This window comes from uncultured Aquimarina sp. (genome assembly GCF_947492405.1).
Taxonomy (GTDB): domain Bacteria; phylum Bacteroidota; class Bacteroidia; order Flavobacteriales; family Flavobacteriaceae; genus Aquimarina.
On sequence record NZ_CANLMP010000001.1, the window covers coordinates 1,275,765 to 1,300,250 of the forward strand.

Genomic DNA, 24,486 nt, shown 5'->3' on the forward strand with positions numbered 1-24,486 from the left:
ATCCTTTAAACTGTTATCTTTATTGATAGTATTGAATTTCCCTTATCACAATGTTTTGCGGATAATCATCACCATCTTTGTAAATTAATTTTCTTGTCCAATTGTTTTGTAAATCAAATTCTAAGTATTCAAATTTATTATTAAGAATAATTTCGCCTTTTTTATTTGTCACTTTTTGAGAAGTCAATTTTCCTTTTTTATCATATTTCCATAATGATACATGTTCTAATTCATCATTTCTCATATGAATATACTTTGTTCTTTTTCCATTTTTCCTGAACATCGTTCCATTTACTTTATTACCGTTTACATCAAAGGATTCCGAGTTGGTCTGATTTCTATTAATATGATTAATTTTTATTACTCCTTCTCTTTTTCCTTCTTTATCATAAGTGATTTCTTCTACGATCTTTCCATTCTCTTGTACTGATAGAATTTTTCTTAATAATTTGTTTTCTTTATCTAATTGATGGATAGTTGTAAAGTTTCCATTTTTATCAAATTTTTTGAAAAAATGCCCATAATCTTCAATCTCTCCTTTTTGCCAATTTCCTGATTCTTTTTTTGTTTTATAAATACGTTCAAAATATGATTTTATATTCCCATTGAATTCTAAAGAAATTCTGGGACTTTGGTTAACTGAACAAGAGACAAAAAATAATGCAATTATTAGCTTTAATAGAAGTAAGCTTTTTCTATAATTTAATTTATTCATTTAGTTTAATTTTATGTACCAAATATATTATTAGATATTACCTAAAAAGCATATAGCTTATCTACAAAGTTTAATATATGTGTAGTAGCGGGGGAAAACGTTACCGTATTTTTCAATTTTTCTTATGCATTGGTTGCTAACTTTTACTTTCTGCTAACATTGAGTCTTACCAAAAATACGACAACCTTTAGCTTGATCACTTTGCTATTATGATCGCATATATAGTTTTGTAGCAATCAGTTATTTTTGCTTTTTAGTTTTAACTCCTCAATATTTTTATTCAATCTCCGTAATTCATAGAGTAACGACTCCGTTTTATGTTGTCCACTAAATACAGACATAACTTCATTAATTGCTTTACTAAATATGTCCTCAATATTAGCTGAATCCTGTGCTACCATTTTTATTATCATACCAGTGTCGATAAATTCATTTTCAGAACCAATTTCGATTCCAATCGCTTTCCCACCTAGAAGGCCCAATTCTTTTGGGTAGAATTTTGAGTCAATAGGGATTTGAACTTCACTATTTACGATTTCACAAATTAAATTTACAGTTCCATCTGGAGTTAAGTTCATTTCAATAACTCGTCCTATTTCTAGTCCATTTATATCAAGTTTAGATTCCGTTGTAAATCCATCTGCTTTTTGTGTATTCACAATTATCGTCCGTGATTTCTTAGAACAAGAAGTAAAGAGAAGTATTAGAAGTGAAATTTTAAACAGATTTTTCATAATTGATTACAACGTTTAATATATGTGTCATAGCAGGGCAAAATATTACCCTACTTTTTGACTTTTCTTGCGCACTTGGTTGCTAACTTTTATTTTCTGCAAGCATTGTTCCTTACTAAATACACAAGAACCATTCTATTTATCACCAAACTGCTATGATCACATTTATGGTGTTGTAACACATTTTTTATTCAGTTCAGTTCTCTAAAATCAAATATTCATTTTCAGGAAAAGACACCATTCTTAACAAATCTAATGTTCCGCAATTCAGTTTAAGATATTTTTCCGTATTCGGAATTCCACATTTATCTTTTTCCCAACTTGTTTTGAATTTATATTTTGTAGTATCTAATTTATTTTCAAGAATAACTGATTTGTCATTAGAAATTTGCCATTCGTATTTTTCATTTTTCCAACAAACACCAATTCCATCTCCAAGTTTATCAATTCCACTTACATCAAGTTTGACAAAACCCGTTTTCGGGATTGAACTAGATTTTCCGTTTATAATATATCTCGTACTTCCATTCGTAACTATTGTCACGCACTGCTTTTTGTCAGCTGAATAAATTCTAAAACTCGTTCTATTCACATTGTCACAAGAAGAAATCAGAATCATTAAAATTCCGATTGCTAAAAAGTTAAAATGTTTATTGTTAAACATTAATTTTTGATGGTTTGGTAAATTACAACGGTCTTGTATATGGGGCGTGACCAGATTTTGCTGGGCATGACCGTCATATACGTTGTTGTAGGCAGTCTTCTCAATATTGTAATTCTTTCAATCTATTGAGGTTTCTGTCCCAGAATATGACTTTTCTCTTATCATCTGTAGTGATTAATTTTGTGGCGTCTGCGTTCCAATCTATTCCCTGAAGAAGGTTTTTAGTAGTTTTTTCAGCTACCAAATCACCATTTTTGTTCCAAAGCCTAATCTTCTCACTGGCAGTTGCTAATAAATCTCCATCATTTGACCACTTCATATTTCTAATTTCAGCTTCACTTTTATCAATGGATTTAATTCTTTTTCCATCATATGTCCAGTATTGTAATAAGGGTCGATAATTTTTTTGAAAGTCTCCATAGTCTCCTGTAACAAAGAACTCTCCATTTGGATGCCAATCAACACAAAGCATTAAGACATCTATTTCTTTACTTCTATCGTCTACATCATCTATATTCCTTAAACTATCTAATTTATAATTATACAAGGTGATTTTTTCGCCAACAGCAACAATTAAATTTTCATCAGGATGCCAGTCCAGTCCAATAATTCCTTTCTGATTCGTATTCTTTCTTTGCAGCACATTTCCTTGTTCATCAAATATTGTCAGGAATCCTTCATAATCGCCAATAGCTAATAAATCTCCAGAATGATTCCACCCTATGGCTCTTGCCCCGTCATTGGTTATGGTATCAAGTTGTATAGTTTCGTCGTTGTCAAGATTTATAATTATTGATTTTGATTTTCCATCTTGTACGGATACTGCCAACTTGTTTTTTGTAGGATGCCATTTAGTTTTGGTTATAGTTCCTTTATAGGGGTAAGATTTTAGTTCTCCATAATCCGTAGAAGAAATTAACTTAAAAAAAGTGTCGTTGGAACCTCCTACCACAATCTTACTCTTTGCGGGGTGCCAATCTGCAGACCAAAAAAACCATCGTTCTTTTTCTTCGAAGTTTTGACTTTCTTCTTTTGAGGATTGTTTACATCCCAAAATTGTAATCATTGAAATAATTATGATAAGAATTCTCATTTTTTGTTATTTGATTGCTTACAACGTTTAATATATGAATCAGAGCAAGCCAGCCTGAACCAATCGATTTATCTGCGCATTTTTATTTCTTGTTTAATTTATAAAAATTTAGCGCCTTTGCAAAAAGGAAAAGACATTTCGATTCGTTACTTAGTTGCTATGATCAAATATATAGTATTGTAAACAGTTTATTTTTTTGCATCCTGAAATTCAGATAGTTTTTGTCTAATTAATTGCGATTCTTCATAACTAATCCTTAATTTACTTAAAGAAATTGAAAATTGTTGATTTTGGTCAGTTAATTCCAGAGTAGATTTTACTCTGTTATAATTTAGATTTTCAATTCTGATAAAGACTCTTTCCAAAAGAAGCTTATTCCGAATAATTAATGATACCCTATATTCGGTTAAAATTAGATAATCAAACTTTTTTCTAGTCAAAAAGTAAAAAACAGTTGCTATTGAAAAAATGTTTTCCAGGATAGTTTCCCAAAATGTGTTTTCAGATTCCTTTTTTAAGAGAATTATTCCGGACTCTTTTTTGAGTAAATTATCTATTCTTTTCTTTGTCATTGAACTTTCAAGAAAGTGTGGTAACGTTTAATGTAAAATGCATTTTTACATAGTGTCGTATAGTGTTTTATATTTTTCTTTCCAGTTTTCTGTTATCCACCAATCATCACCATATTTTTCCAATTGTTTAATAGATTCTTTTAATGTCATTTTTTCTGCCCAGTAAAAGACATTATCTTTAATTTGTAAAGCTGCCATTTCCAAAGCTTGATAACATTTTTCCTCAGTTATATAGTTTATACCATAACTGGACTTTAAAGATAATAATAAGTGTTTTTCATTTTCTTTTTTACTAAAAGATTTATCCTTCATTATCCATTTTTTATTACCTCCATAATAGACGGGTTTAAAGGAAATACCAGATTTGTTCTTATCATTAAAATTTTTGTATTGCCAGATTCGATTTTTGAATAAAGCATTTTTATATTTAGGTAATAAATCCGGAGATATATGAAAAGCTGTAGAGCCTGCTATTTCTTTTAAACTCCAAGGATCTTCTTCGTAAGGAATTATACCTTTATGCATTATACAAACTTTTACCAATCGGACTTGCATTGAAATTCCCAGTCTGTCTGTTGGAGCTTCAACACTAATTTTGTATGAATTGTTTTCGAATTGCCAAGATTTTCCTTTAAAGACAAAGCCAATCTCGGAAAGGGGTTTATTTGTTTTCTCAAAAATTTCCCAGAATTCATTAATATTCATAATAAATAGTTCAATACTATACATTTAATATATGTGTCGTGACCAGCTTTTGCTTGATATGAACGTCATATACCTTGTTAGCATCAGTTTTTAATATTACTCCTTTATCCTGCATTAAATCTATTTGATAGGTTTTGACACTTCCTGTAACGAAGGACTGGGCTTCTTTTAATTTCTCGATATTTCTTCCTGCAATAATTACTTCATAACCTTTTTTGATAGCTAGTCTCGCTGTAGCTAAACCCATATTACTTGAACCACCAAGTATCAATATTCTTTTCCATATTAGATTAAGGTTAGTCCTCCATCAACTGTAATTGTTGTTCCGGTCATGTAAGGATTGGTTAAAGCATTGAAGTAAGTATAAGCAAGTTCGTCTGCGGTTCCTAAGTGTTCCACTGGTAAAGTGTTCTTTGCCCATTCTGAGAAATTTGTTTTTTCATTCTCAGTCCATACTCCTGTTTTTACAACTCCTGGAGCTATGATGTTAACTCTTGTTGGGGAAATTTCTCTTGCTAAAGATTTAGCAAAAACGTTTACTGCAGCACTTGCCGCATTCATTATTGAAGCTCCATTTTTTGAAGGCCTATAAATTGCCATACTTGATGTTACAACAATACTTCCTCCTTTATTAATGTAATTAGCGGCAGCTCGACAACAATTAAATGTCCCCCAAAATTTTTCCATTCCTCTTTGAGCAATTTCTGTGTCCATATCCTTTATTTGTGACATCAATTTTGTTTCATCACTTACTGCAGAGAATGACAGAAAGTCAAACTTTCCAATTTTGCTAAAAGCTTTGTTAACGGAATGTTCATTTAGCATATCCATTGGAATAACATGAGTAATTCCGCCAATTTCTTCTTGAACCTGTTTCAATTTGGACTCTGTCCTACTCACTAAATAGACTATTGATTCTTTTTCTATGAATAATTTAGCCAAAGCTTTACCAATTCCAGAAGAAGCTCCAACAATTACTACTTTTTTATCCTTAAGTGAAATCATGTTTATTGATTTTTGATTGATACTAACGTGTTTGTGTATGGTTAGTTGCGTGTTTCATCCACTAATTTACTAAACTACCCTGCACTTAAAGTGCAGGGGTTTCACCCTAATCTGAGACCAGTAAACAAAAACAAACGCGAGAAAATTCCGAAGGAATTTTCCAAATAAGCAACGGCCAAAGCAATTAATTATACACGTTGTTGTAACCAGTTATTTTATTCGAAAGCATAAATATTAATTGATTCACAATCGTGTTCATTTCCGTAAATCATTAATGGTTTTTCAATTTCTATTCCGTCAAATGCATTTATTCCGATTTCGTCAAAAGCCATATTAAGTAATAAATAAGTTTTGAATTTTATACAATTTAATATACTTTGATAAAGTTTAGTTTCGCATACTTGGTCGTAAATATCTAAATCTTCTAAAATCTTATTTAATAAAGACAATTCTTTCCATATTTTAGAATAATCTACTTTTCCGATTCCAACATATAATTCTTCTCGAAAGTTGAATTCAAAATATTCAGGTTTTTTTAATATCGGGTAATTACCTTTTCCAAAACCGCAAAAATATGAGTAAGGCTCATAATCGTATTCTAAAAATATTATCTGATTCTTAAATCCTTTATTTTCAGAGTCAATTTTAGATTTCAATTCAGGAATAGAATTTAAAATATCAGTTTTAAGTTCAGCGATGATTTCTTTTTCATCAAATTTCATTTTTTTTGCATTTTCAAATGCTGAAATCAAATCAGTATTCTTTTTTGCTTTCTTGAAACTTTTAATCTCATCGTTATCAAACAAATTTGTTATAACTCCAAGATTTACATTGAATGCTTTTGGGTTTTCGTTGATTAATTCATTGAACATTTTTTCAATCGAAGTGTTCTTAATAACTTCTATATTGACATTGAATAAATTCGTAAGATTCGATGTTATTTCTGCGTTCATTTTAATTGGTTACAACAGTGGTATGTACTATTACACATATTTCTCTTATATATTCAATGGTAACGGTTTTTAAACATATAATAAACGTTTAATGCGATGGTTACATTTTGTTTTTCTTTTTAAAAGTAGTATAAAATTTCCCATCTAACAAGAAGATATACATTGAGGCTTTCTAAAAACAAAAATATATTTTAGCAACAGTTTAGACCACAAACAATGGTTTATCTGCCATCATAGCATTTACATCATTTGCGATACTATGCAACTCTTCTTCATTTTCTACATTGTTGATTACTCTATCGATCAATTCTACAATATCCAGCATATCATTCTCTTTCAACCCACGAGTCGTAACTGCTGCAACTCCAATACGAATTCCTGAAGTTACAAATGGTGATTTATCATCAAAAGGAACCATGTTCTTGTTCACAGTAATCTCTGCAACACCAAGTGCTTCTTCTGCTTGTTTACCAGTCACTCCTTTGTTACGCAAATCGATCAACATCATATGATTATCCGTACCCGCAGAAATCACTTCATACCCTTTTTGTACAAAAGCTTCAGCCATTGTAGCAGCATTTTTCTTTACCTGGATGATATAATGTAAAAACTCATCGGTCAATGCCTCACCAAAAGCAATTGCTTTTGCTGCAATGATATGTTCTAATGGACCTCCTTGATTTCCAGGAAATACAGCGCTATCCATTAAAGAAGACATCATACGTTTCTTTCCACTCTTTAAGGTAATACCAAAAGGATTTTCGAAATCTTTACCCATTAAGATTAATCCACCTCTTGGTCCTCTTAATGTTTTATGTGTTGTGGTAGTTACTACATGACAATGAGGAACAGGGTCTGCGATAACACCTTTGGCAATTAATCCTGCTGGATGTGCAATATCAGCTAATAAAATAGCTCCTACACTATCTGCAATCTCTCTAAATCTTTTGTAATCTATCTCTCTAGAATATGCAGATGCTCCGGCAATAATTAGCTGTGGTTTTTCTGCTGTAGCAATCTCCTGAATTTTATCGTAATTTAATCTACCTGTCTCCTTCTCTACTCCATAAAAAACAGGGTTATACAATTTACCAGAAAAATTAACTGGTGATCCATGAGTAAGATGCCCTCCATGAGAAAGGTCAAAACCTAGTATTTTATCTCCGGGTTTAAGACAGGCATGATATACCGCAGTATTGGCTTGTGATCCAGAATGAGGTTGTACATTAGCATATTCTGCTCCGAACAATTCTTTAGCACGGTCTATAGCAATTTGCTCTACTACATCTACTACAGAGCAGCCTCCATAATAACGTTTTCCTGGATACCCTTCCGCATACTTATTTGTTAATACAGAACCAGCTGCTTCCATTACTTGTTCACTTACAAAATTTTCTGAAGCGATCAATTCTAATCCATTAATCTGACGTTCTTTTTCGTCCTGAATTAAATCAAAAATCTGTTCGTCGCGTTGCATTTTTTTTTATTTATAAAATAGATGCCCAAAAATAGGAACATTCCTTAAAATAAGCTGGTGGAATATTAATAAATATGAACATTTTCTTCACAATTAGAAATATCACATTTTTTAATTAACTTTCACATAAATAAAATATGTAAAACGTTCTAAAATTATATATTTGATGATGAGAAGTACCAACAACTTATTAAAAAAACGACAATGCCCATAACTGCAAATAACCCAAATAGAAAAACGTGGATCAAAACACCAACAAATACTGATTTCCCAATTCAAAATATTCCTTTTGGGGTCTTTTTGACCAGGGATGATGTCATTACTATAGGAACTCGAATTGGAGATACAGCTATTGATCTGGGAGCGCTTCATCAACTTGGTTATTTTGATGGAATTCCGCTAACCGATGATATATTCCTACAAGATTCTCTTAATGACTTTATTTCTGATGGAAAAAAGACTTGGAGGTTGGTTCGTAATCGTATTGCGGATATTTTTGATACAGAAAATGATGCCTTGAAAAATAATAAGGAACATTGTAAAATAGTACTTTTTACATTAGATGAAATAGAAATGCAACTACCCGTTACTGTGGGTGATTATACAGACTTTTATAGTAGTATAGAACATGCAACTAATGTGGGTACTATGTTTAGAGACCCTGAAAATGCTTTACTTCCTAATTGGTTACATATACCAGTAGGATATCACGGTCGTAGTAGTTCTATAATTCCATCAGGAATTCCAGTACATCGACCGCAAGGTCAGAAATTAATTAATGGTACAGAAAAACCAATTTTTGGACCGTCACGATTAGTAGACTTCGAATTGGAGATGGCGTTTATCACTACAGATGCGAATCATCTTGGTGAGCCTATTCCGATAGAAGAAGCTGAGGATTATATTTTTGGATTGGTATTATTTAATGATTGGAGCGCACGAGATATCCAGAAATGGGAATATGTCCCTTTAGGCCCTTTCCTTGCTAAAAACTTTGCTTCATCAATATCACCCTGGATTGTTACACTTGATGCCTTAGAACCTTATCGGGTAACGGGGCCGAAACCTATAAAAGAACAATTACCTTATCTTCAATATAAAGGAGATAAAAGTTTTGATATAAATCTAGAGGTTGCCATACAACCTGAAAAAGCAAAAGAGACTATAGTTTCTAAGAGTAATTTTAAACATATGTATTGGAATATGTCTCAACAATTAGCGCATCATACAGTAAATGGATGCCCTGTAAATTCTGGAGATATGATGGGTAGTGGAACGATCTCCGGACCAACTCCTGATTCTTATGGTTCTATGCTAGAATTAAGCTGGAGAGGAGAAAAACCGGTACAACTTAAAGAAGGTGGCAGTCGTAAATTTATAGAAGATAATGATACTGTTATTATAAGAGGCCATTGTAAAAAAGATGGTGTTAGAATAGGTTTTGGTGAGGTATCCACTAAACTGCTTCCAGTATTTAAAAAATAAAATAGATTATCATCTACAGGAAAACCTCAAAAAATTACTTTGAGGTTTTTTTGTTACCTTTTGGCACTAAAATTGAATAGATGTCCCCCAAACATATCACATTATGAAAAGAATTCTACTTTTATTATTAATTACTACCCTTAGTATCTCTTGTGGAGGAAAAAAGAAGACATTCACCGCTCTTAACACAGGAAACTATGATCAAGCGATTAATACTTCTGTTAATAAGTTAAGAACTAATAAAAACAAGAAAGGGAAACAAGATTACATTTTAATCCTGGAAGAAGCATTTGTAAAAGCGGTAGATCGTGATATGAATGCAATTGCTTTTCTCGAAAAAGAAGGAAATCCAGCTAATCTGGAGCGAATCTATAACTCTTATAACAAATTAAAAACGAGACAAGAACGTATCCGTCCGCTTTTACCACTGTATCACGTGGAGCAAGGACGTAACGTTAATTTTTCTTTTGATAATTATGACCAAAAAATTCTAGATACTAAAGAAAAATTATCTACATATTTATATAATAATGCAAAGTCTTTGCTTACAAATGCAAGAAGAAAAACAGACTACCGTAATGTATACAATGATTTGGTATACCTGGAAAAAATCAGTCCTAACTATAAGAATACAAACGATCTTATAGAAGAAGCACATTTTAAGGGAACGGATTTCGTTAAGGTTGCTATGAAAAATAACACCAACGTAATTATACCTAGGAGGTTAGAAGATGATTTATTGAATTTTAGTACCTACGGATTAAATGATCTTTGGACAGTATATCATAATGAACCTCAGCGTTCGATAAAATATGATTACCTCATGGAAGTATCTTTTAGAGAAATAAACATCTCTCCAGAACAAGTTAGAGAACGACAATTAGAAAAAGAAAAATTAGTTAAAGATGGTTGGGAATATCTATTAGATGAAAATGATGAATTTGTTCGTGATGAAGAAGGAAATAAGATTAAAATTGATAAAATGGTTACGGTACGATGTGAATATTACGAATTTATACAATTTAAAGAGGCGCAAGTAGTAGGCAACGTACAATACAGAGATCTTAACACAAAACAATTACTGGATGCTTTTCCTCTTTCAAGCACTTATGTTTTTGAAAATATTTATGCAAACTATAATGGTGATAAACGTGCGCTAGATGATGATTTAATTCGCTATTTGGGATTGCAGGCAGTTCAGTTTCCTACTAATGAGCAAATGGTGTATGATTCCGGACAGGATCTAAAAAATAAATTAAAGAGTATTATTACCAGATATAAGTTTAAATAGTCATAGTTAATCTCTTGGAGATTTTTTTATTCAATATTCGTCAATTCGAGTGTCCGTCTCAGACGGGTGGGCTAATTTTTCCTCTGTCACCTCGAGCGTAGTCGAGAGGTTATTTCGAAAAGCACAACGAGTTAGTTTATGTAAAAAATAACAATTCATGATTGATCAAAACATCTTAGAAGATGCCGGAGCTGTTCTAAAAAGGTATCAGCGTAATGAATTGCTTTTTGAGGAAGGAGATAGTGCTCGCTATTACTATCAGGTTCAGGTTGGTGAGGTGAAGATGAATAATTTTAATGATGAAGGAAAAGAATTTATACAAGGTATTTTTGGTGTTGGAAAAAGTTTTGGAGAACCACCGCTTTTTGCAGATTTTAAGTACCCAGCCAATGCAGAAGCCATTACCGATGCAAAAGTATGGCAATTACCTAAGAATAGATTTTTAAAAATATTAGAAGAAAACCCTTCGATTCACCATAAGTTTACAAGCACACTTGCCTCTCGTTTATACTATAAAGCAATGATGGTTTCTGAAATATCTACCCAAGAACCAGAACATCGTATTCTTAGAATTTTAGATTATTTCAAAAAAAATAGTGATACCAATCTTAAGGAAACTACTCTTTATAAAATAGAACTAACTCGACAACAGCTGGCAGATTTGACAGGTCTGCGAGTAGAAACTGTAATTAGAGCTGTTAAAAAACTAGAACAAAAAGAAGAATTATTGATCAAAGACAGAAAAATTTATCGGTAAATTTTTCTTTTCCTTGTCTTTATGATTCAGATCATAAACTGTACACCTCTTTCTGAAATACCTTTGAACATAACTTTAAATAATATGTTATGTATTCAAAATTATTAAACGATTTCAGAGAAATGTATATGGCTTATATCCCACTAATGATTATTCTTTCTAGCTGTTTAGGATCTGTAGCTGCAATGTATATTTTAATGCAAGACAGATCTACCTCTCAAGTTATAGAATTAACAATTTGTGTTATCGTTTGCATGGCTTTTAACGCTTCTATACTTGCTCAAATGAAGCCGAAGTTTGTATTTAATCTACTCATTGTAAGCCTAACAATTAATACGATATTGGTTATTCTCAATTTTGGATATTATTCATAATTCAATATTTCGATGAAACATAGTATACAAAGAGATATTGAAACCAGAGAAGACGTTTATAATGTAGTTACTCAGTTTTATGCTAAAATAAGAAAAGAAGAAATACTTGGTCCTATTTTTAATCATATCATCCAAGATTGGGATGAACACCTCAATAGATTAACCGATTTCTGGGAGACAAATCTCTTATTTGTTGCTAACTATAAGGGAAACCCAATTAAAGTGCATGAACAAGTAGATGCCACTTTTCAAGGAAGCATAACCGAACATCATTTTGGTATCTGGTTACGATTATGGTTTACCACTATTGATGGATTATATACAGGAGAAAAAGCTGAAACTGCAAAGAGAAGGGCAAGGAAAATGTCTACACACCTTCATGTAAAAATGTATGAGTCCAGAACATCTGAAAAGACAATTTGTCCTTTTCTCAACGAGAATAACAAAACTATTTTTTAAACAAATTGATGCAAAACCTGAGGTGTAATTGCACTATGAGAAGCGTGATGTACCGCCACTCCATTGCGAATCACAATAAATTGTGGCGATTCATGATATACCTGAAACTTTGCAGATATTTCTGAAGAAACATCTCGATGATTTAATAAATCTAAATAGTATAAATCTACCTGGTCTTCAGAAAGGTCAAAACTGCTTTCAAAATTTCTGATCACCATGCTACTAATACCACATCTTGTAGAATGCTTAAAAATTGCTTGTGTTTTCGTACTGGAAGCATTAGCAATAGTATCTAATTGTTCCAAAGACTTTAGTTCCTGCCAAGGCAAGGCTTGTTTTTCTTCTTTTGGCTCTTTATTTTCTGATCCAAATATCTTTCCAAATAATCCCATAAATCTATTTTCTAACCGTAAAGGTCGGATAAAAACAAGAATAATTACATTTTTATATAGTTCATTTTTAACAAACCATAGCAAAGATAGCTATTCGAGTTTTTGATATTAATATACAAAAACGACTTTTTACTCACTTTCTTATCATTGAACTCCCGTTAAATATTATAGTTTTTTCACAAACTTATAAGAAAAGTTAGTGGTTTTATCCATCAATACATATAGTCCATTGGTTAGTTCAGAAATATGTATTTCATTTTGACTTCCAGAAGTATTAAATCGTTTTATGACTCTTCCGGTAATATCCATGATACTAAACTCACGATTCTCTTTAAGCCCTTGTATAAAAAAGGAACTCTTTACCGGATTAGGATGTATTTTTAATGTATTTATATCAAAATCGCCAATGGATAAAGTTGAGTTAGAAAACTCAAAATTATTAATATTATATAAAAAGCCTGTTCCTCCATTATAGGTGAATCTTATGTTCTGTGCACCTTCTAAAAGTTCAACAGTTATCGCTACCGTTTCCCAAGTTTGCCAACCACCTGTATTGCCTATAGTAGCAGAACCCAAAGTACTACCATTACTAGTAACGGTTATTGAACCTCCAGGAGTACCAGAAGCAACTCTAAAAGACACATCATAAGTTCCTGCCGTATTCACCTCCGCTTGGTATTCTGTATAATCTCCAGATTCTATATATCCTATATTTAGTCCACCTCCTGTATCTGTTGTAGTTTCACGTTCAATTCCTTGTTGAATTGTATATTCTTCTGCTTGGATAATCCCAGGAATTGTATGTACAATTGTACATGTATTAAGGTTGTCTGTAGGGCAAGAATCATCTGCATTACCGACAAATCCTGAAGGTTGAGAACAACTAGACTGAGTACTCGACGGATCTCCTAACCCATCGTTATCAGTATCTGCATACCATACGCCTGGAGTAGTACAGGATTCGCAAGTTTCTCCTGGTAATTCATAGCATATTCCAGCAGGTCCTTCATCGGTATTCCAATCCACTCCAGGAACCCAATTATCCCCTAATTCATAAGCGCCAACATCTGGGTTTGCTCCTACAAAACCAGCAGTATAATTTATACCGTCTTTATTAATCTCTCTACCAAAGTCAATGGCAGGAGTATTTGCTTTTAACCTGAAATTATTAGTAGCGTAGTTTTCAAAAGAAGTTTTATCCACCAGATTATTTTGCTTATCAGACTGCGGCTCCCAAGTGGATTCACTTTCCTGGTTTCCTTGTTGGTCTGTAGCTTCTTCATCTGTAATATTGTTCCAAACATTCACATTCGTAAAAGAAGTACCTGCTTTGTGCCAAGCTCCCATAGTACCTCCATCATTTTTGACAAAAGTATTATTGAACACATCAATATCAGTTCCATTCCAATTGATTTGAATATTGGTCCATTCCACATTCCACACCACATTTCTGTACACACGAACTTTTTCTGGATTAGGATCTGTTTCACTACTAGAATCTAAATAAATCCCCGCTGCTTTTTTTAAATTTCCCCGTCCATAAGCATCATGGAACCAGTTATGATGTACTTCTATATTAAGATTTGAACCAATGATATAAATTAATCCACAATCATCAGCAATCAGATTACTTCTGGATACGTCATTCCATGCAATTTCAGAGTTTTTACTTACTATTTGGATACCATCTCTTCCACCTCTTTCTATCTTATTATTTAATATTCTTGTATTAGGACCTCCTCTCGCCATTATAGGAGCATCATAAGAACCCAAAATATCAAAATTGTGTATATAATTATTCTTGATCAAAGAACCTTTTCCTGCATCCCAAACTCCGGTTCCATCTCCATAACCTATTTCACATTTTTCAATAACCGTATCAACTGAGCCCCAATCTATATCGACTGCGTTAGCTCCGGAATTAAAGTTAGGATTAATACCTCTAGTCATACTTCCATAAAACAGCGATACTTCATGTAATGTATTTCCCGTGCCCTTAATTGCTACAGAACCACCAAAAAGAGCCATTCTTTTTAGAGTTATATGATTTCTATTTGACAAATCTGCGGTTAATGTTCTTCTTGCCATTTGGATTTGACCATCCACTGGAGCTTCATTATTTGGCAACTTCACATAAAGTGTTTTGGTATCTTTATCAAAATACCACTCGTTTTGGTAATCCAAGGCTTCTTTAATCCCTTCCAAAAAATAATCTCCAAGATCTCCAGGAGGATGTGCACTTATGATCCAATTTTGATTTTTTATAGCATCAAAATTAACCCTTCCAGCAGATTGACTTTTAATCCAAGCTCTCCAGGTTGTCCATCCTGAACCTGGTCTGTCCCCATAAAACATGATAGAACCTCCGTTTGACCAATTCCAATTAGGAATATCAGAATCCGTTAGGAAGGCATCCATTTGTACATTGTCCTGGCTACCACCATCATTTCTTAATGAATTTAATGTAAAGCGATCTCCATCAGTATTATTTGGCCATCTGGCAAGATCCAGTACGGTTGTTTTGTTCATCACAAAATTGTCCTGTCCTAAATCCCATCCTGTAGTTGTTTTGTAGATTCCATTACCATCTGAAGTAAACCCATTTAAAGCTTCCATTGCGGTAATAATTACTTTCTCTCCCATATAAGACTGGAAGGTAATAGGATTTCCTGCTGTTCCAGAATTTGCAGGGCGTAATGTTTCTTCATAGGTTCCTTCTCGAATGTATACAACATCCCCAGCGACAGCAACAGAGGCAGCCTTATTTATTGTTAAATATGGTTGATCGATAGTACCCGAATTGTTATCATTTCCATTCTTAGCAACATAAATATCTTTTGCAAAGGTATTTCCTCCTAAACAAAACGATATAACTATCAATAATCTCGAAGCTTGTTTAAAAAAAATCATGTGAAGCGGCTTTAATGTGAAAGTTGAGTATTTAAGTCTATTTATAAAGGACTTTGAGTTTGGTTAAGAGTATGAAGGTATCATATATAGATCTTTACCTATACACAAAATAGAATTCGTTAACTACGGACAAGAATTTGTAATCAAATAGTAACAATTCGTGTAATTTTTTGGGCAACCAATATCAGTCGTTATAAAAACATGCGAGCGTATTCCGGTGTGAATTTTGCAAAATTGGATATCTTTATAGTACACTACCTTATCTAGCAACCTGTTTTTCGATCAAAAGACAAAAAGTCAGCAAAAACAAGGCGTCGAAAGACATTTTGACACTAACTTAGCATAGGAATACTATTTGTTCTATAACGTACAAATACAAAATGAATTGAATTATGAATTTTAATAATTTCACTATAAAATCACAAGAAGCCATCCAGCAAGCACAACAGCTGGCTCAAGGCTTTGGTCATCAACAAATAGAAAACGAGCATATTTTCAAAGGTATTTTTAATGTCGATGAAAATGTGCTTCCCTTTATTTTAAAAAAACTTACGGTAAATATTAAGATATTACAGCAGGTTCTAGATAGTACATTAGAAAGTTTTCCTAAAGTGAGTGGCGGAGAAATACAATTATCCCGTGAAGCTGGAAAATCATTAAATGAAGCCAGTATTATTGCAAAAAAAATGGAGGATGAATATGTATCTATTGAACATTTGATCATTGCAATTTTTAAATCTAAAAGTAAAATTGGTCAGATACTAAAAGATCAAGGTGTTACAGAAAAGCATTTAAAAGAAGTAATTAATGAAATACGCCAAGGCGAAAGAGTAACATCGCAAAGTGCAGAGGAAACGTATCAATCACTAAGTAAATATGCTAGGAACCTTAATGAGTTAGCAGAAAATGGTAAACTAGATCCTGTTATTGGTCGTGATGAGGAAATTCGTAGGATTTTACAAATCCTATCGCGTCGTACTAAAAATAATCCAATGCTAGTTGGAGAACCAGGAACTGGGAAAACAGCCATAGCCGAAGGGCTAGCACACCGAATTATTGCTGGAGATATTCCGGATAACCTACAAGACAAACAAATCTACTCTTTGGATATGGGCGCTTTGATTGCAGGAGCAAAATTCAAAGGAGAGTTTGAAGAACGTCTAAAAGCTGTGGTAAAAGAAGTAACCTCCAGTGATGGAAACATTGTTTTATTTATAGACGAAATTCATACACTAGTTGGAGCTGGCGGTGGTCAAGGCGCTATGGATGCTGCAAATATTCTAAAACCGGCATTAGCTAGAGGAGAATTACGTGCTATTGGAGCTACAACACTTGATGAATATCAAAAATATTTTGAAAAAGATAAAGCATTAGAAAGACGCTTCCAGAAGGTAGTTGTAGATGAACCAGATACAGAAAGTGCTATCTCAATTCTTCGCGGAATAAAAGAAAAGTACGAAACACATCACAAAGTTAGAATCAAAGATGAGGCAATTATTGCTGCTGTAGAATTATCTCAAAGATATATCACAAATAGGTTCTTACCAGATAAAGCTATTGATCTAATGGATGAAGCTGCCTCAAAACTTAGAATGGAAATCAATTCAAAACCAGAAGAGCTTGATGTCTTAGATCGTAAGATCATGCAGCTAGAAATCGAAATTGAAGCCATCAAACGTGAAAATGATGAATCTAAACTGAAATCACTGAATGCGGATCTTGCAAATTTTAAAGAAGAACGAAATGAGATTTTCTCTAAATGGCAAAGCGAAAAAGAAGTTGTAGATGCTATTCAAAACACTAAAACAAATATAGAAGAGTACAAACTTGAAGCTGAACGTGCTGAACGTAACGGTGATTATGGAAAAGTGGCAGAATTGCGATATGGAAAAATCAAAGATGCACAGGAAAATCTAGAAGTATTACAAGAACAACTTAGTCTACAGCAAAGTAAGTCTTCATTGATTAAAGAAGAAGTTACCAATGATGATATTGCTGAAGTTGTTGCTAAGTGGACCGGAATTCCAGTAACCAAAATGCTACAAAGTGATCGTGAAAAATTACTGGTTCTGGAAAAAGAACTACAAAAAAGAGTTGTAGGACAGACAGAGGCAATTCAAGCAGTAAGTGATGCTGTAAGAAGAAGTCGCGCAGGATTACAAGATCAGAAAAAACCGATTGGATCTTTTCTATTTCTAGGAACCACAGGAGTTGGTAAAACAGAACTGGCCAAAGCGTTAGCAGAATATCTCTTTAATGATGAGAGTGCAATGACCAGAATAGATATGAGCGAATATCAGGAACGACATGCCGTAAGTAGATTGGTAGGTGCTCCTCCAGGATATGTTGGATATGAAGAAGGAGGTCAATTAACAGAAGCTGTAAGAAGAAAGCCATATTCTGTTGTCTTATTAGATGAAATCGAAAAAGCGCATCCAGATACTTTTAATATTTTGTTACAGGTGTTAGACGAAGGTCGATTAACGGATAACAAAGGAAGAACAGCTGATTTTAGAAACACCATTATTATTATGACCAGCAATATGGGAGGTCATATAATCCAGGAAAAATTTGAAGCAGTAAAAGATGTAGATACAGCAATGGAAAGTGCTAAAATTGAAGTTCTTGGGTTACTTAAACAATCAGTTCGTCCGGAATTTTTAAACAGAATAGATGATATTATTATGTTTACTCCGCTCACTAAAGTAAATATTAAAGAAATTGTAAAGCTTCAGTTAAAGCATGTTTCTCATATGTTAGCACAACAAAACATAACACTGGATGCTACTGATGAAGCTGTTAATTTTCTTGCTGAAAAAGGTTTCCAACCAGAATTTGGTGCCAGACCTGTAAAGCGTACCATACAGAAAGAAGTGTTAAATTCTTTATCTAAAGAAATTCTAGCAGGCAAAGTATCAACAGAGAGCATCATATTACTGGATGAGTTTGATAGTACTTTGGTATTCAGAAACCAGACGGATCTAGTACTTTAGGCGACGAAAATGTTAATTAAATCTTAAATAAAAAGGGTCGTTTTTTGTTAAAAACTGACCCTTTTTTATTGTTATACGGGAAAAATCAACATTTAATAATCTTTCAAATAATCACGTTTTTACGGTTTTACCGTAGTTATCAACAGCTTTATTCTTACATAGTTGATAAGTAATTCTTACAAGAGATAAAGTTTTAAGTAAATTGCTGCTTAATGAAACCAACTTTAATATTATCTCTTTGTATACTTACTTCGGTGATTTCTCTTGCGCAGGAAAAGAGGGAAATTTTGGCTGATATTAAAAGTAAATATTTACTTATTAGGGAACTTGTAGATAACAATACTCTTCGACAACATTATTCGGATTATACTTGTGAAGAATCTCTTGAAAAAGGTGTTCTAACATTTTATTATAATAGTCGTGAACTAAAACACATCATCCATCGATATACTCAAGGATATGTGTCTTACAAAGATGAATATTACATTTGGGACGATCAGCTATTCTTTGAATTCTCTACCCACAAAGTAAAATACCAAGATTATGAAAAAAACAGAAAAAAAAGAATTCAAAAAGTAGATGTAACATTGACTCTGGAAGAGCGATTCTATTTCCATGATTTCGAACCTATAAAATGCCAGTTTAAAGATTTTGAAACTAGAAGTAACCGCGCTAAAAATCCAAAAACCAATTATGTAAGAAACCAGATTACGGATTGTAATCAAGCCAATAGAATTATTGAAAAATATAATGTCCTTTTAGAATACCAAAACATGATAATTGATGATTCCTGTATACTTCCCAGAAGTATTGCAAAAATCGTATCAGATGATGTAATATATAGTAACCTTGGTAGAAACTAATAGATAGTATTTTACTTTATAATAATTCTTTTCATCACTGACATATCGTCGTGATATATTCGCATCAAATATAAGCCTGCAGATAGATTCAGATCTATTATCGTTGTATCATTAAAAGGTTGCTTGATTAACCTATTTCCTAAGGCATCAAAAATTTCTACATCCCCACGTTTTCCTTTTGCTAATAAAGTAATATAATCACTTGCTGGGTTTGGGTAGACAGAAAAATCAAGTCTTTCATTCTCATTTATAGATAATGTATTAGACCAAGTTTGCCCCACATTATTACCCCAAATATATTCAGCTAAATCAGGTTGATCGATAAACGGATTACGATTAAATTGCCAATTATAAATAATATTATTACGATTCATTTCAAAATCGTCTGGTGGATCATTTCTATGCCAATCTAAAAGTGTTGCCAAATCTCCAAGTTCGGATATAGTATTATCTGTATCATCAGGGAAACCATTAACGACTTGTAAATCTTCATACCTAGTTACAAGAAAAAAAATACCCCTTGCTACATCACCTTTCCAACTACTTTGATTTCCTGTAGGACCAGTATACTCTCCATAATGTTGATTTCCTCTAGAACTATTCTCATTAGAATCTGTCGCCCTCAATCCATGGGCATCTGAATTAGCATGACGCAATGAATCTGCATTTGTGGTAAGAAATCCAGACATACCATCTGCGATATCATCAAATTCTCTCCAGTCTCCAAATTCTCCTAGAGACCTGGGATAGGTATGTTCTCTATTCCAAGTTTCTCCTGTATTCGTAAATCCCGCAAAATCCAATTTAGCCCTATTCTGCTCTGTATACAACAACCAAACCTGATTACTATTTTCAGGACTTTGATCGGCATTACTTAAGATTTCAACAATATCGGCATAAGAATGAGTTCTTACTGTAGTTGGATCGGCTACAATATCCTGAATAGCTTGTACCAAAGCAGCATCAGCTAGTCCTTCTAAAGAGCTATAATAATCTACTGGCGCAGTACTAGTAACATTACCAAAGGTTGGGTTTAAAGGTGTTCCCCAGGGAGCCACAGTAAAATCATTGTCTACAATTCTTAGCTCTTTGTTATCATTAAGACGTTTGAATCCTGAAGGAATTGATCCAAAAGTGATCTTCATCACCTCATCTCCTTCATCATCTGAATCATCAATGATCTGAATCGTATTAGTAACCGTATTCATTCCTGCTGGAATAGTTACAGTTGTACTACCGGAATAATCTGAAGTCGTAAAACTTTCATTAGTAATCGTAATATCAAAGATAAGGTCGCTCGTAACGTTCATCTCTGTTGTAAAAATAATATCAATACTATCCCCTTCATCAAACTGGTCTAATGACGTAGTAATCAAAATTCCATTAAACTGAACACCACTCCCATCATTAAGAGCTCCTGGAGTTGGAGTTTTTACTTCATAAGTGCCATCATCTTTTCGTTGAATAGATTCTGTAGTTTTGTTATTATTTTCATCTTCATTGATTTGTTCCATTAATCCTAACAAAGCCATAAGACCTGTATCATCCGCATCATCAGTATCATGTATTAAAGCATCTAATAAATTAGTAGTAGTCGCTATTGTCCCCTCAGGAAAATCAACATCATTACCTAAATAAATTGCCGCTGCATCAGCTCCATTCTGTATAGTATTTTCGAACAATAAAAAATCTGGTACTGGCGAAACTTCAGGACCACCAATTAAGAAAATACCATTAATATCTGTAGTATAACCATCAAGATCAAGTATAAAGTAACTGGAATCACCCCCACTAGTAGAGCCGTTAAATAATACTAAAACCAATCCATCCAAAGAAAAATTAGGAGTATCAGATTTTAATTCTATAAATTCCTGCGTATCTGTACTTGGCGTATCAGAATCTAATTCATTAATTACAACCTGTCCGAGAGAAACCTGAGAAAATAATATAGTAAAAACTAAGAGATAGATGTTTTTCATAACAATAAAATTAGCGTTACAAGATAGGTATAATATGTAGTTTATGAAGTTATCTTATTATTAAAAATTAAAACTAGCAAAAATCACAAATAGTCAATCAATAGTGTTAAAGTTTGACTCACAAAATATACCATTCGGTATATTTTAATTATATTTGATTCATTAAGTTTAAATAAATGTATACCAAAGCCGAACAAACTGCAGAATTTATAATCACTACGGTTGCTCCTATTTTCAATAAAAATGGGTATGCTGCTACTAGTTTAAGTGATATAACCAAAGCTACTGGATTGACAAAGGGTGCTATTTATGGAAATTTTAAAAACAAAGAAGAATTAGCCATTGCGGCTTTTACAATGACTGTAAAAAACATGCTAAGACGTATTACAGATCATCAAACTCTTAGTGACTCTTCAATAGAAAAGTTATTTCTAGTTACTGACTTTTATCGTAATTATTATGATTATAGTCAAGAACTAGGCGGTTGTCCTGTATTAAATATGGGAGTAGATGCTAAGCATCAAAATGCTGCTCTTTTTAAGTATGTACAATATACAATCGATAAAATACAAAATAATCTGGCACTACTATTAGATAGCGGAAAACAAGCAGGAGAAATACAATATGAAATTGATTCTATTTTATATGCTAAAAGATTATATACTATGATTGTTGGTGCAATTTTTATGACGCATACCATGGAAGATACTAGTTACCTTCTACAAACAATGGATCAAATAGACTCCATTATTATAAATGAATTGAAGCTTTAAAACATTTTTTTTAAATCAAAATATACCGATTGGTATAAAAACATACTACATATGACAACATTACCAAAAATCCTAGAAAGCAAAACTAAAATCAGATTCCAGCATTGTGATCTTTTTAATCATCTCAATAATGCAGAATATATTAATTATATGATCAATGCTAGAGAAGATCAAATCATTGATCATTATAATCTAGATCTTTTTAAAATGGCACAAACCCAAGGTATAAGTTGGGTTGTTGGCACTAATCAAATTGCTTACTTACGACCAGCATTATTAATGGAAGATATTATTATTGACTCTCAACTTTTTTCATACACCGAGAACGAACTACATGTAGAAATACGTATGTGGAATCATAATAAAACAGAGTTAAAAGCGGTTATGTGGAGCTCTTTTGTACATTTTAATTTGCTAAAACAAAAACGTTGGAATCATACTCCGGAACTGCTGGAATTGTTTAATTCTGTATTAAACCCTGTAGAAGCAACTACGTTTAATGAAAGAATTTCACAATTAAAACCGCAAAAGGTGTAACATTTACTTTTCGACGGAGTCTTATAAATACATCAATCAACAAAACCTAACCAGTATGAAGTCTTCTGGAGACCTTGGCTCCTCTCAAAAGAAGAGAAGCTCATATTTTTTTATTGGATTTTTTATCATCGCTATCCTTTCTATGACTATTGTCGCTTGGCAATTAGGAATTCTAGGGTAACATTGTTCTAAACTGATATAAAACCTCTATAAAATAACATAACCCCAATGCGTATAAATTACGTCTTGGGGCTAATCTATATGCATTAACTCCAACTTTATAGTACCTAATACCAGAAAATTCGCTCCTCTTGTATCTTTACTTTAATTTTTTAACCATATTAATTATAACTTCATCGAAAAGCTTGTATATCCTATACTAAATAATGATTTCCTTCGTTAGCCTAAAATCTGGTTAACCAATGTTATCCCAATTAGTTAAATTCCTCAAATTCACATTATGAAACTCAACTTTACATTTAGAAATCAATTTTCATTATTAACCTTTTTACTTATCGGAATATTTACTTTCAGTTCTTCTATGCACTCGCAAACGGTTGTAGAAAAATATGGAAGGTTACAAGTAAATGGCAGCTACGTAACTGCAGAAAATGGCGATAAGATAAGTCTCGCCGGAATGAGCTTATTCTGGAGTAATGCGGGTGATGGTGGTGACTTTTACAATAGTCAAACGGTAAATCACTTAGCAGATGATTGGAAAAACCCTATTATCAGAGCAGCACTCGGCGTTAAAGAGACCTGGGATGGTGGAACAGGTTATATAGATAATACAGCTGCTCAGAAAGCTAAGATCAGAACTGTTATCGACGCAGCTATAGCCAAAGGTGTTTATGTTATTATAGATTGGCATACACACGCAGCAGAAGTATATAAAGATGAAGCCGTAGCATTCTTTACTGAAATGGCAGAATTATATGGAAATAATGATCACGTTATCTACGAAATATATAATGAACCAATAAACCAATCTTGGAGTGATGTTAAAAGTTATGCTACTGATGTAATTGCTGGTATACGCTCTAAAGATCCAGATAATTTAATTATAGTAGGAAGCCCAACCTGGTCACAGGATGTAGACAAAGCAGCAGCAGATCCTATTATAGGTGACCCCAATCTGGCATACACCTTGCACTTCTATGCTAATACTCATAAACAATTTTTACGAGATCGAGCATTAGCTGCTATGAATAGTGGTATTGCGTTATTTGTTACTGAATGGGGAACAACCGATGCCAGTGGAAATGGAGGATATAATCCTCAAGAATCAGAAATCTGGTTAAATTTTATGATTGAAAATCATATTAGCTATGTAAATTGGACGGTAGCTCATAAAAATGAAGATTCTTGTGTGGTGAGTCCTGGCGTTGGAATACAGGGACTTATAAACGGAAATCTTACAACATCAGGTATCTTTATTAGAAATCATTTAATTTCCCGTGCAGCAACATTGAGTATAGATGATTTTACTATTGATAACGTAAAACTTTCATTAGACCAAAATCCAGTAAAAGAAATTCTTTCGGTAAATTCTACTATTGTAATTGATGATCTTACTATTTTTGATATGAACGGAAGATCTGTTTTTTATAAAAATATAAATAAAGACAATCCACAGGTTAACATTGGAAATTTACAAACAGGTAGTTACATTTTAAAAGTAAGTTCTAATAACACATCAACTACTACGAAATTTGTAAAGTTATAGATTCATAAAAATCTTATAAAACTTCTACT

General features: G+C 32.8%; 24 protein-coding genes. 11 read left to right on the top strand and 13 right to left on the bottom strand.

Annotated features, from left to right (window positions below; genetic code table 11):
• Positions 1–19: 19 nt before the first annotated feature.
• The 10 genes from Q0829_RS05675 to glyA form a co-directional block, all read right to left on the bottom strand.
• Complete coding sequence (locus tag Q0829_RS05675; RefSeq protein ID WP_298540914.1) at positions 20–715, bottom strand: hypothetical protein; 696 nt, start codon at positions 713–715, stop codon at positions 20–22.
• A 236-nt stretch (positions 716–951) separates the two neighbouring features.
• On the bottom strand, positions 952–1,449 hold the full coding sequence (locus Q0829_RS05680; RefSeq protein ID WP_366892721.1) for an MlaD family protein: 498 nt from the start codon (positions 1,447–1,449) through the stop codon (positions 952–954).
• A gap of 196 nt (positions 1,450–1,645) precedes the next feature.
• Positions 1,646–2,113 carry a hypothetical protein gene (locus tag Q0829_RS05685; RefSeq protein WP_298540919.1) on the bottom strand — a complete coding sequence of 156 codons (468 nt, stop codon included), beginning with the start codon at positions 2,111–2,113 and terminating at the stop codon, positions 1,646–1,648.
• A gap of 100 nt (positions 2,114–2,213) precedes the next feature.
• Positions 2,214–3,206, bottom strand: a complete 993-nt coding sequence (locus Q0829_RS05690) for a WD40 repeat domain-containing protein (protein ID WP_298540921.1) — start codon at positions 3,204–3,206, stop codon at positions 2,214–2,216.
• 188 nt (positions 3,207–3,394) lie between these two features.
• On the bottom strand, positions 3,395–3,778 hold the full coding sequence (locus tag Q0829_RS05695; protein ID WP_298540924.1) for a hypothetical protein: 384 nt from the start codon (positions 3,776–3,778) through the stop codon (positions 3,395–3,397).
• A 45-nt stretch (positions 3,779–3,823) separates the two neighbouring features.
• Positions 3,824–4,483 (bottom strand): hypothetical protein, encoded by a 660-nt coding sequence (locus tag Q0829_RS05700; RefSeq protein ID WP_298540926.1) that lies wholly within the window; start codon positions 4,481–4,483, stop codon positions 3,824–3,826.
• Positions 4,484–4,499: 16 nt separating this feature from the next.
• Positions 4,500–4,754, bottom strand: coding sequence for a hypothetical protein (locus Q0829_RS05705; RefSeq protein WP_298540928.1), 255 nt, complete (start codon positions 4,752–4,754; stop codon positions 4,500–4,502).
• Positions 4,755–4,768: 14 nt separating this feature from the next.
• Positions 4,769–5,488 (bottom strand): SDR family oxidoreductase, encoded by a 720-nt coding sequence (locus tag Q0829_RS05710; RefSeq protein ID WP_298540930.1) that lies wholly within the window; start codon positions 5,486–5,488, stop codon positions 4,769–4,771.
• Between the two features lie 215 nt (positions 5,489–5,703).
• Entirely contained in the window at positions 5,704–6,441 is a 738-nt protein-coding gene (locus Q0829_RS05715; RefSeq protein WP_298540932.1) for a hypothetical protein, read from the bottom strand.
• A gap of 202 nt (positions 6,442–6,643) precedes the next feature.
• The gene (glyA, locus tag Q0829_RS05720) at positions 6,644–7,918 is read right to left on the bottom strand and encodes a serine hydroxymethyltransferase (RefSeq protein ID WP_298540935.1); all 1,275 of its coding nucleotides are present in this window, start codon (positions 7,916–7,918) and stop codon (positions 6,644–6,646) included.
• Positions 7,919–8,122: 204 nt separating this feature from the next.
• On the opposite strand from glyA, the gene fahA reads away from it, so the two are divergent.
• From fahA to Q0829_RS05745, 5 genes are all read left to right on the top strand, one after another.
• Complete coding sequence (gene fahA, locus Q0829_RS05725) at positions 8,123–9,403, top strand: fumarylacetoacetase (protein WP_298540937.1); 1,281 nt, start codon at positions 8,123–8,125, stop codon at positions 9,401–9,403.
• A 103-nt stretch (positions 9,404–9,506) separates the two neighbouring features.
• The gene (locus tag Q0829_RS05730; protein WP_298540939.1) at positions 9,507–10,694 is read left to right on the top strand and encodes a hypothetical protein; all 1,188 of its coding nucleotides are present in this window, start codon (positions 9,507–9,509) and stop codon (positions 10,692–10,694) included.
• Between the two features lie 157 nt (positions 10,695–10,851).
• On the top strand, positions 10,852–11,451 hold the full coding sequence (locus Q0829_RS05735) for a Crp/Fnr family transcriptional regulator (protein ID WP_298540942.1): 600 nt from the start codon (positions 10,852–10,854) through the stop codon (positions 11,449–11,451).
• 89 nt (positions 11,452–11,540) lie between these two features.
• Positions 11,541–11,825, top strand: a complete 285-nt coding sequence (locus tag Q0829_RS05740) for a hypothetical protein (protein ID WP_298540945.1) — start codon at positions 11,541–11,543, stop codon at positions 11,823–11,825.
• A 12-nt stretch (positions 11,826–11,837) separates the two neighbouring features.
• Positions 11,838–12,284, top strand: a complete 447-nt coding sequence (locus tag Q0829_RS05745; protein ID WP_298540947.1) for a group III truncated hemoglobin — start codon at positions 11,838–11,840, stop codon at positions 12,282–12,284.
• On the opposite strand, the gene ytxJ is transcribed toward Q0829_RS05745, so the two are convergent.
• Entirely contained in the window at positions 12,281–12,676 is a 396-nt protein-coding gene (gene ytxJ, locus Q0829_RS05750; RefSeq protein WP_298540950.1) for a bacillithiol system redox-active protein YtxJ, read from the bottom strand. The genes Q0829_RS05745 and ytxJ overlap by 4 nt on opposite strands.
• A gap of 165 nt (positions 12,677–12,841) precedes the next feature.
• Complete coding sequence (locus Q0829_RS05755) at positions 12,842–15,586, bottom strand: carbohydrate-binding protein (protein WP_298540952.1); 2,745 nt, start codon at positions 15,584–15,586, stop codon at positions 12,842–12,844.
• A 392-nt stretch (positions 15,587–15,978) separates the two neighbouring features.
• Between Q0829_RS05755 and clpB the strand changes: the two genes are divergently transcribed.
• Entirely contained in the window at positions 15,979–18,579 is a 2,601-nt protein-coding gene (gene clpB, locus Q0829_RS05760; protein ID WP_298540956.1) for an ATP-dependent chaperone ClpB, read from the top strand.
• A gap of 212 nt (positions 18,580–18,791) precedes the next feature.
• The gene (locus tag Q0829_RS05765; protein ID WP_298540959.1) at positions 18,792–19,442 is read left to right on the top strand and encodes a hypothetical protein; all 651 of its coding nucleotides are present in this window, start codon (positions 18,792–18,794) and stop codon (positions 19,440–19,442) included.
• 11 nt (positions 19,443–19,453) lie between these two features.
• Here the strand turns inward: Q0829_RS05765 and Q0829_RS05770 are convergent, their stop codons facing one another.
• On the bottom strand, positions 19,454–21,421 hold the full coding sequence (locus tag Q0829_RS05770; RefSeq protein WP_298540962.1) for an endonuclease: 1,968 nt from the start codon (positions 21,419–21,421) through the stop codon (positions 19,454–19,456).
• A gap of 176 nt (positions 21,422–21,597) precedes the next feature.
• On the opposite strand from Q0829_RS05770, the gene Q0829_RS05775 reads away from it, so the two are divergent.
• The 4 genes from Q0829_RS05775 (at position 21,598) to Q0829_RS05790 (ending at position 24,457) form a co-directional block, all read left to right on the top strand.
• Entirely contained in the window at positions 21,598–22,194 is a 597-nt protein-coding gene (locus Q0829_RS05775; RefSeq protein ID WP_298540964.1) for a TetR/AcrR family transcriptional regulator, read from the top strand.
• A gap of 51 nt (positions 22,195–22,245) precedes the next feature.
• Entirely contained in the window at positions 22,246–22,731 is a 486-nt protein-coding gene (locus Q0829_RS05780) for an acyl-CoA thioesterase (RefSeq protein WP_298540966.1), read from the top strand.
• A 55-nt stretch (positions 22,732–22,786) separates the two neighbouring features.
• On the top strand, positions 22,787–22,912 hold the full coding sequence (locus Q0829_RS05785; RefSeq protein WP_298540968.1) for a hypothetical protein: 126 nt from the start codon (positions 22,787–22,789) through the stop codon (positions 22,910–22,912).
• Positions 22,913–23,191: 279 nt separating this feature from the next.
• A complete protein-coding gene (locus tag Q0829_RS05790; RefSeq protein WP_298540970.1) occupies positions 23,192–24,457 on the top strand; it encodes a cellulase family glycosylhydrolase in 1,266 nt (421 codons plus the stop codon).
• The last annotated feature ends 29 nt before the right edge of the window (positions 24,458–24,486 follow it).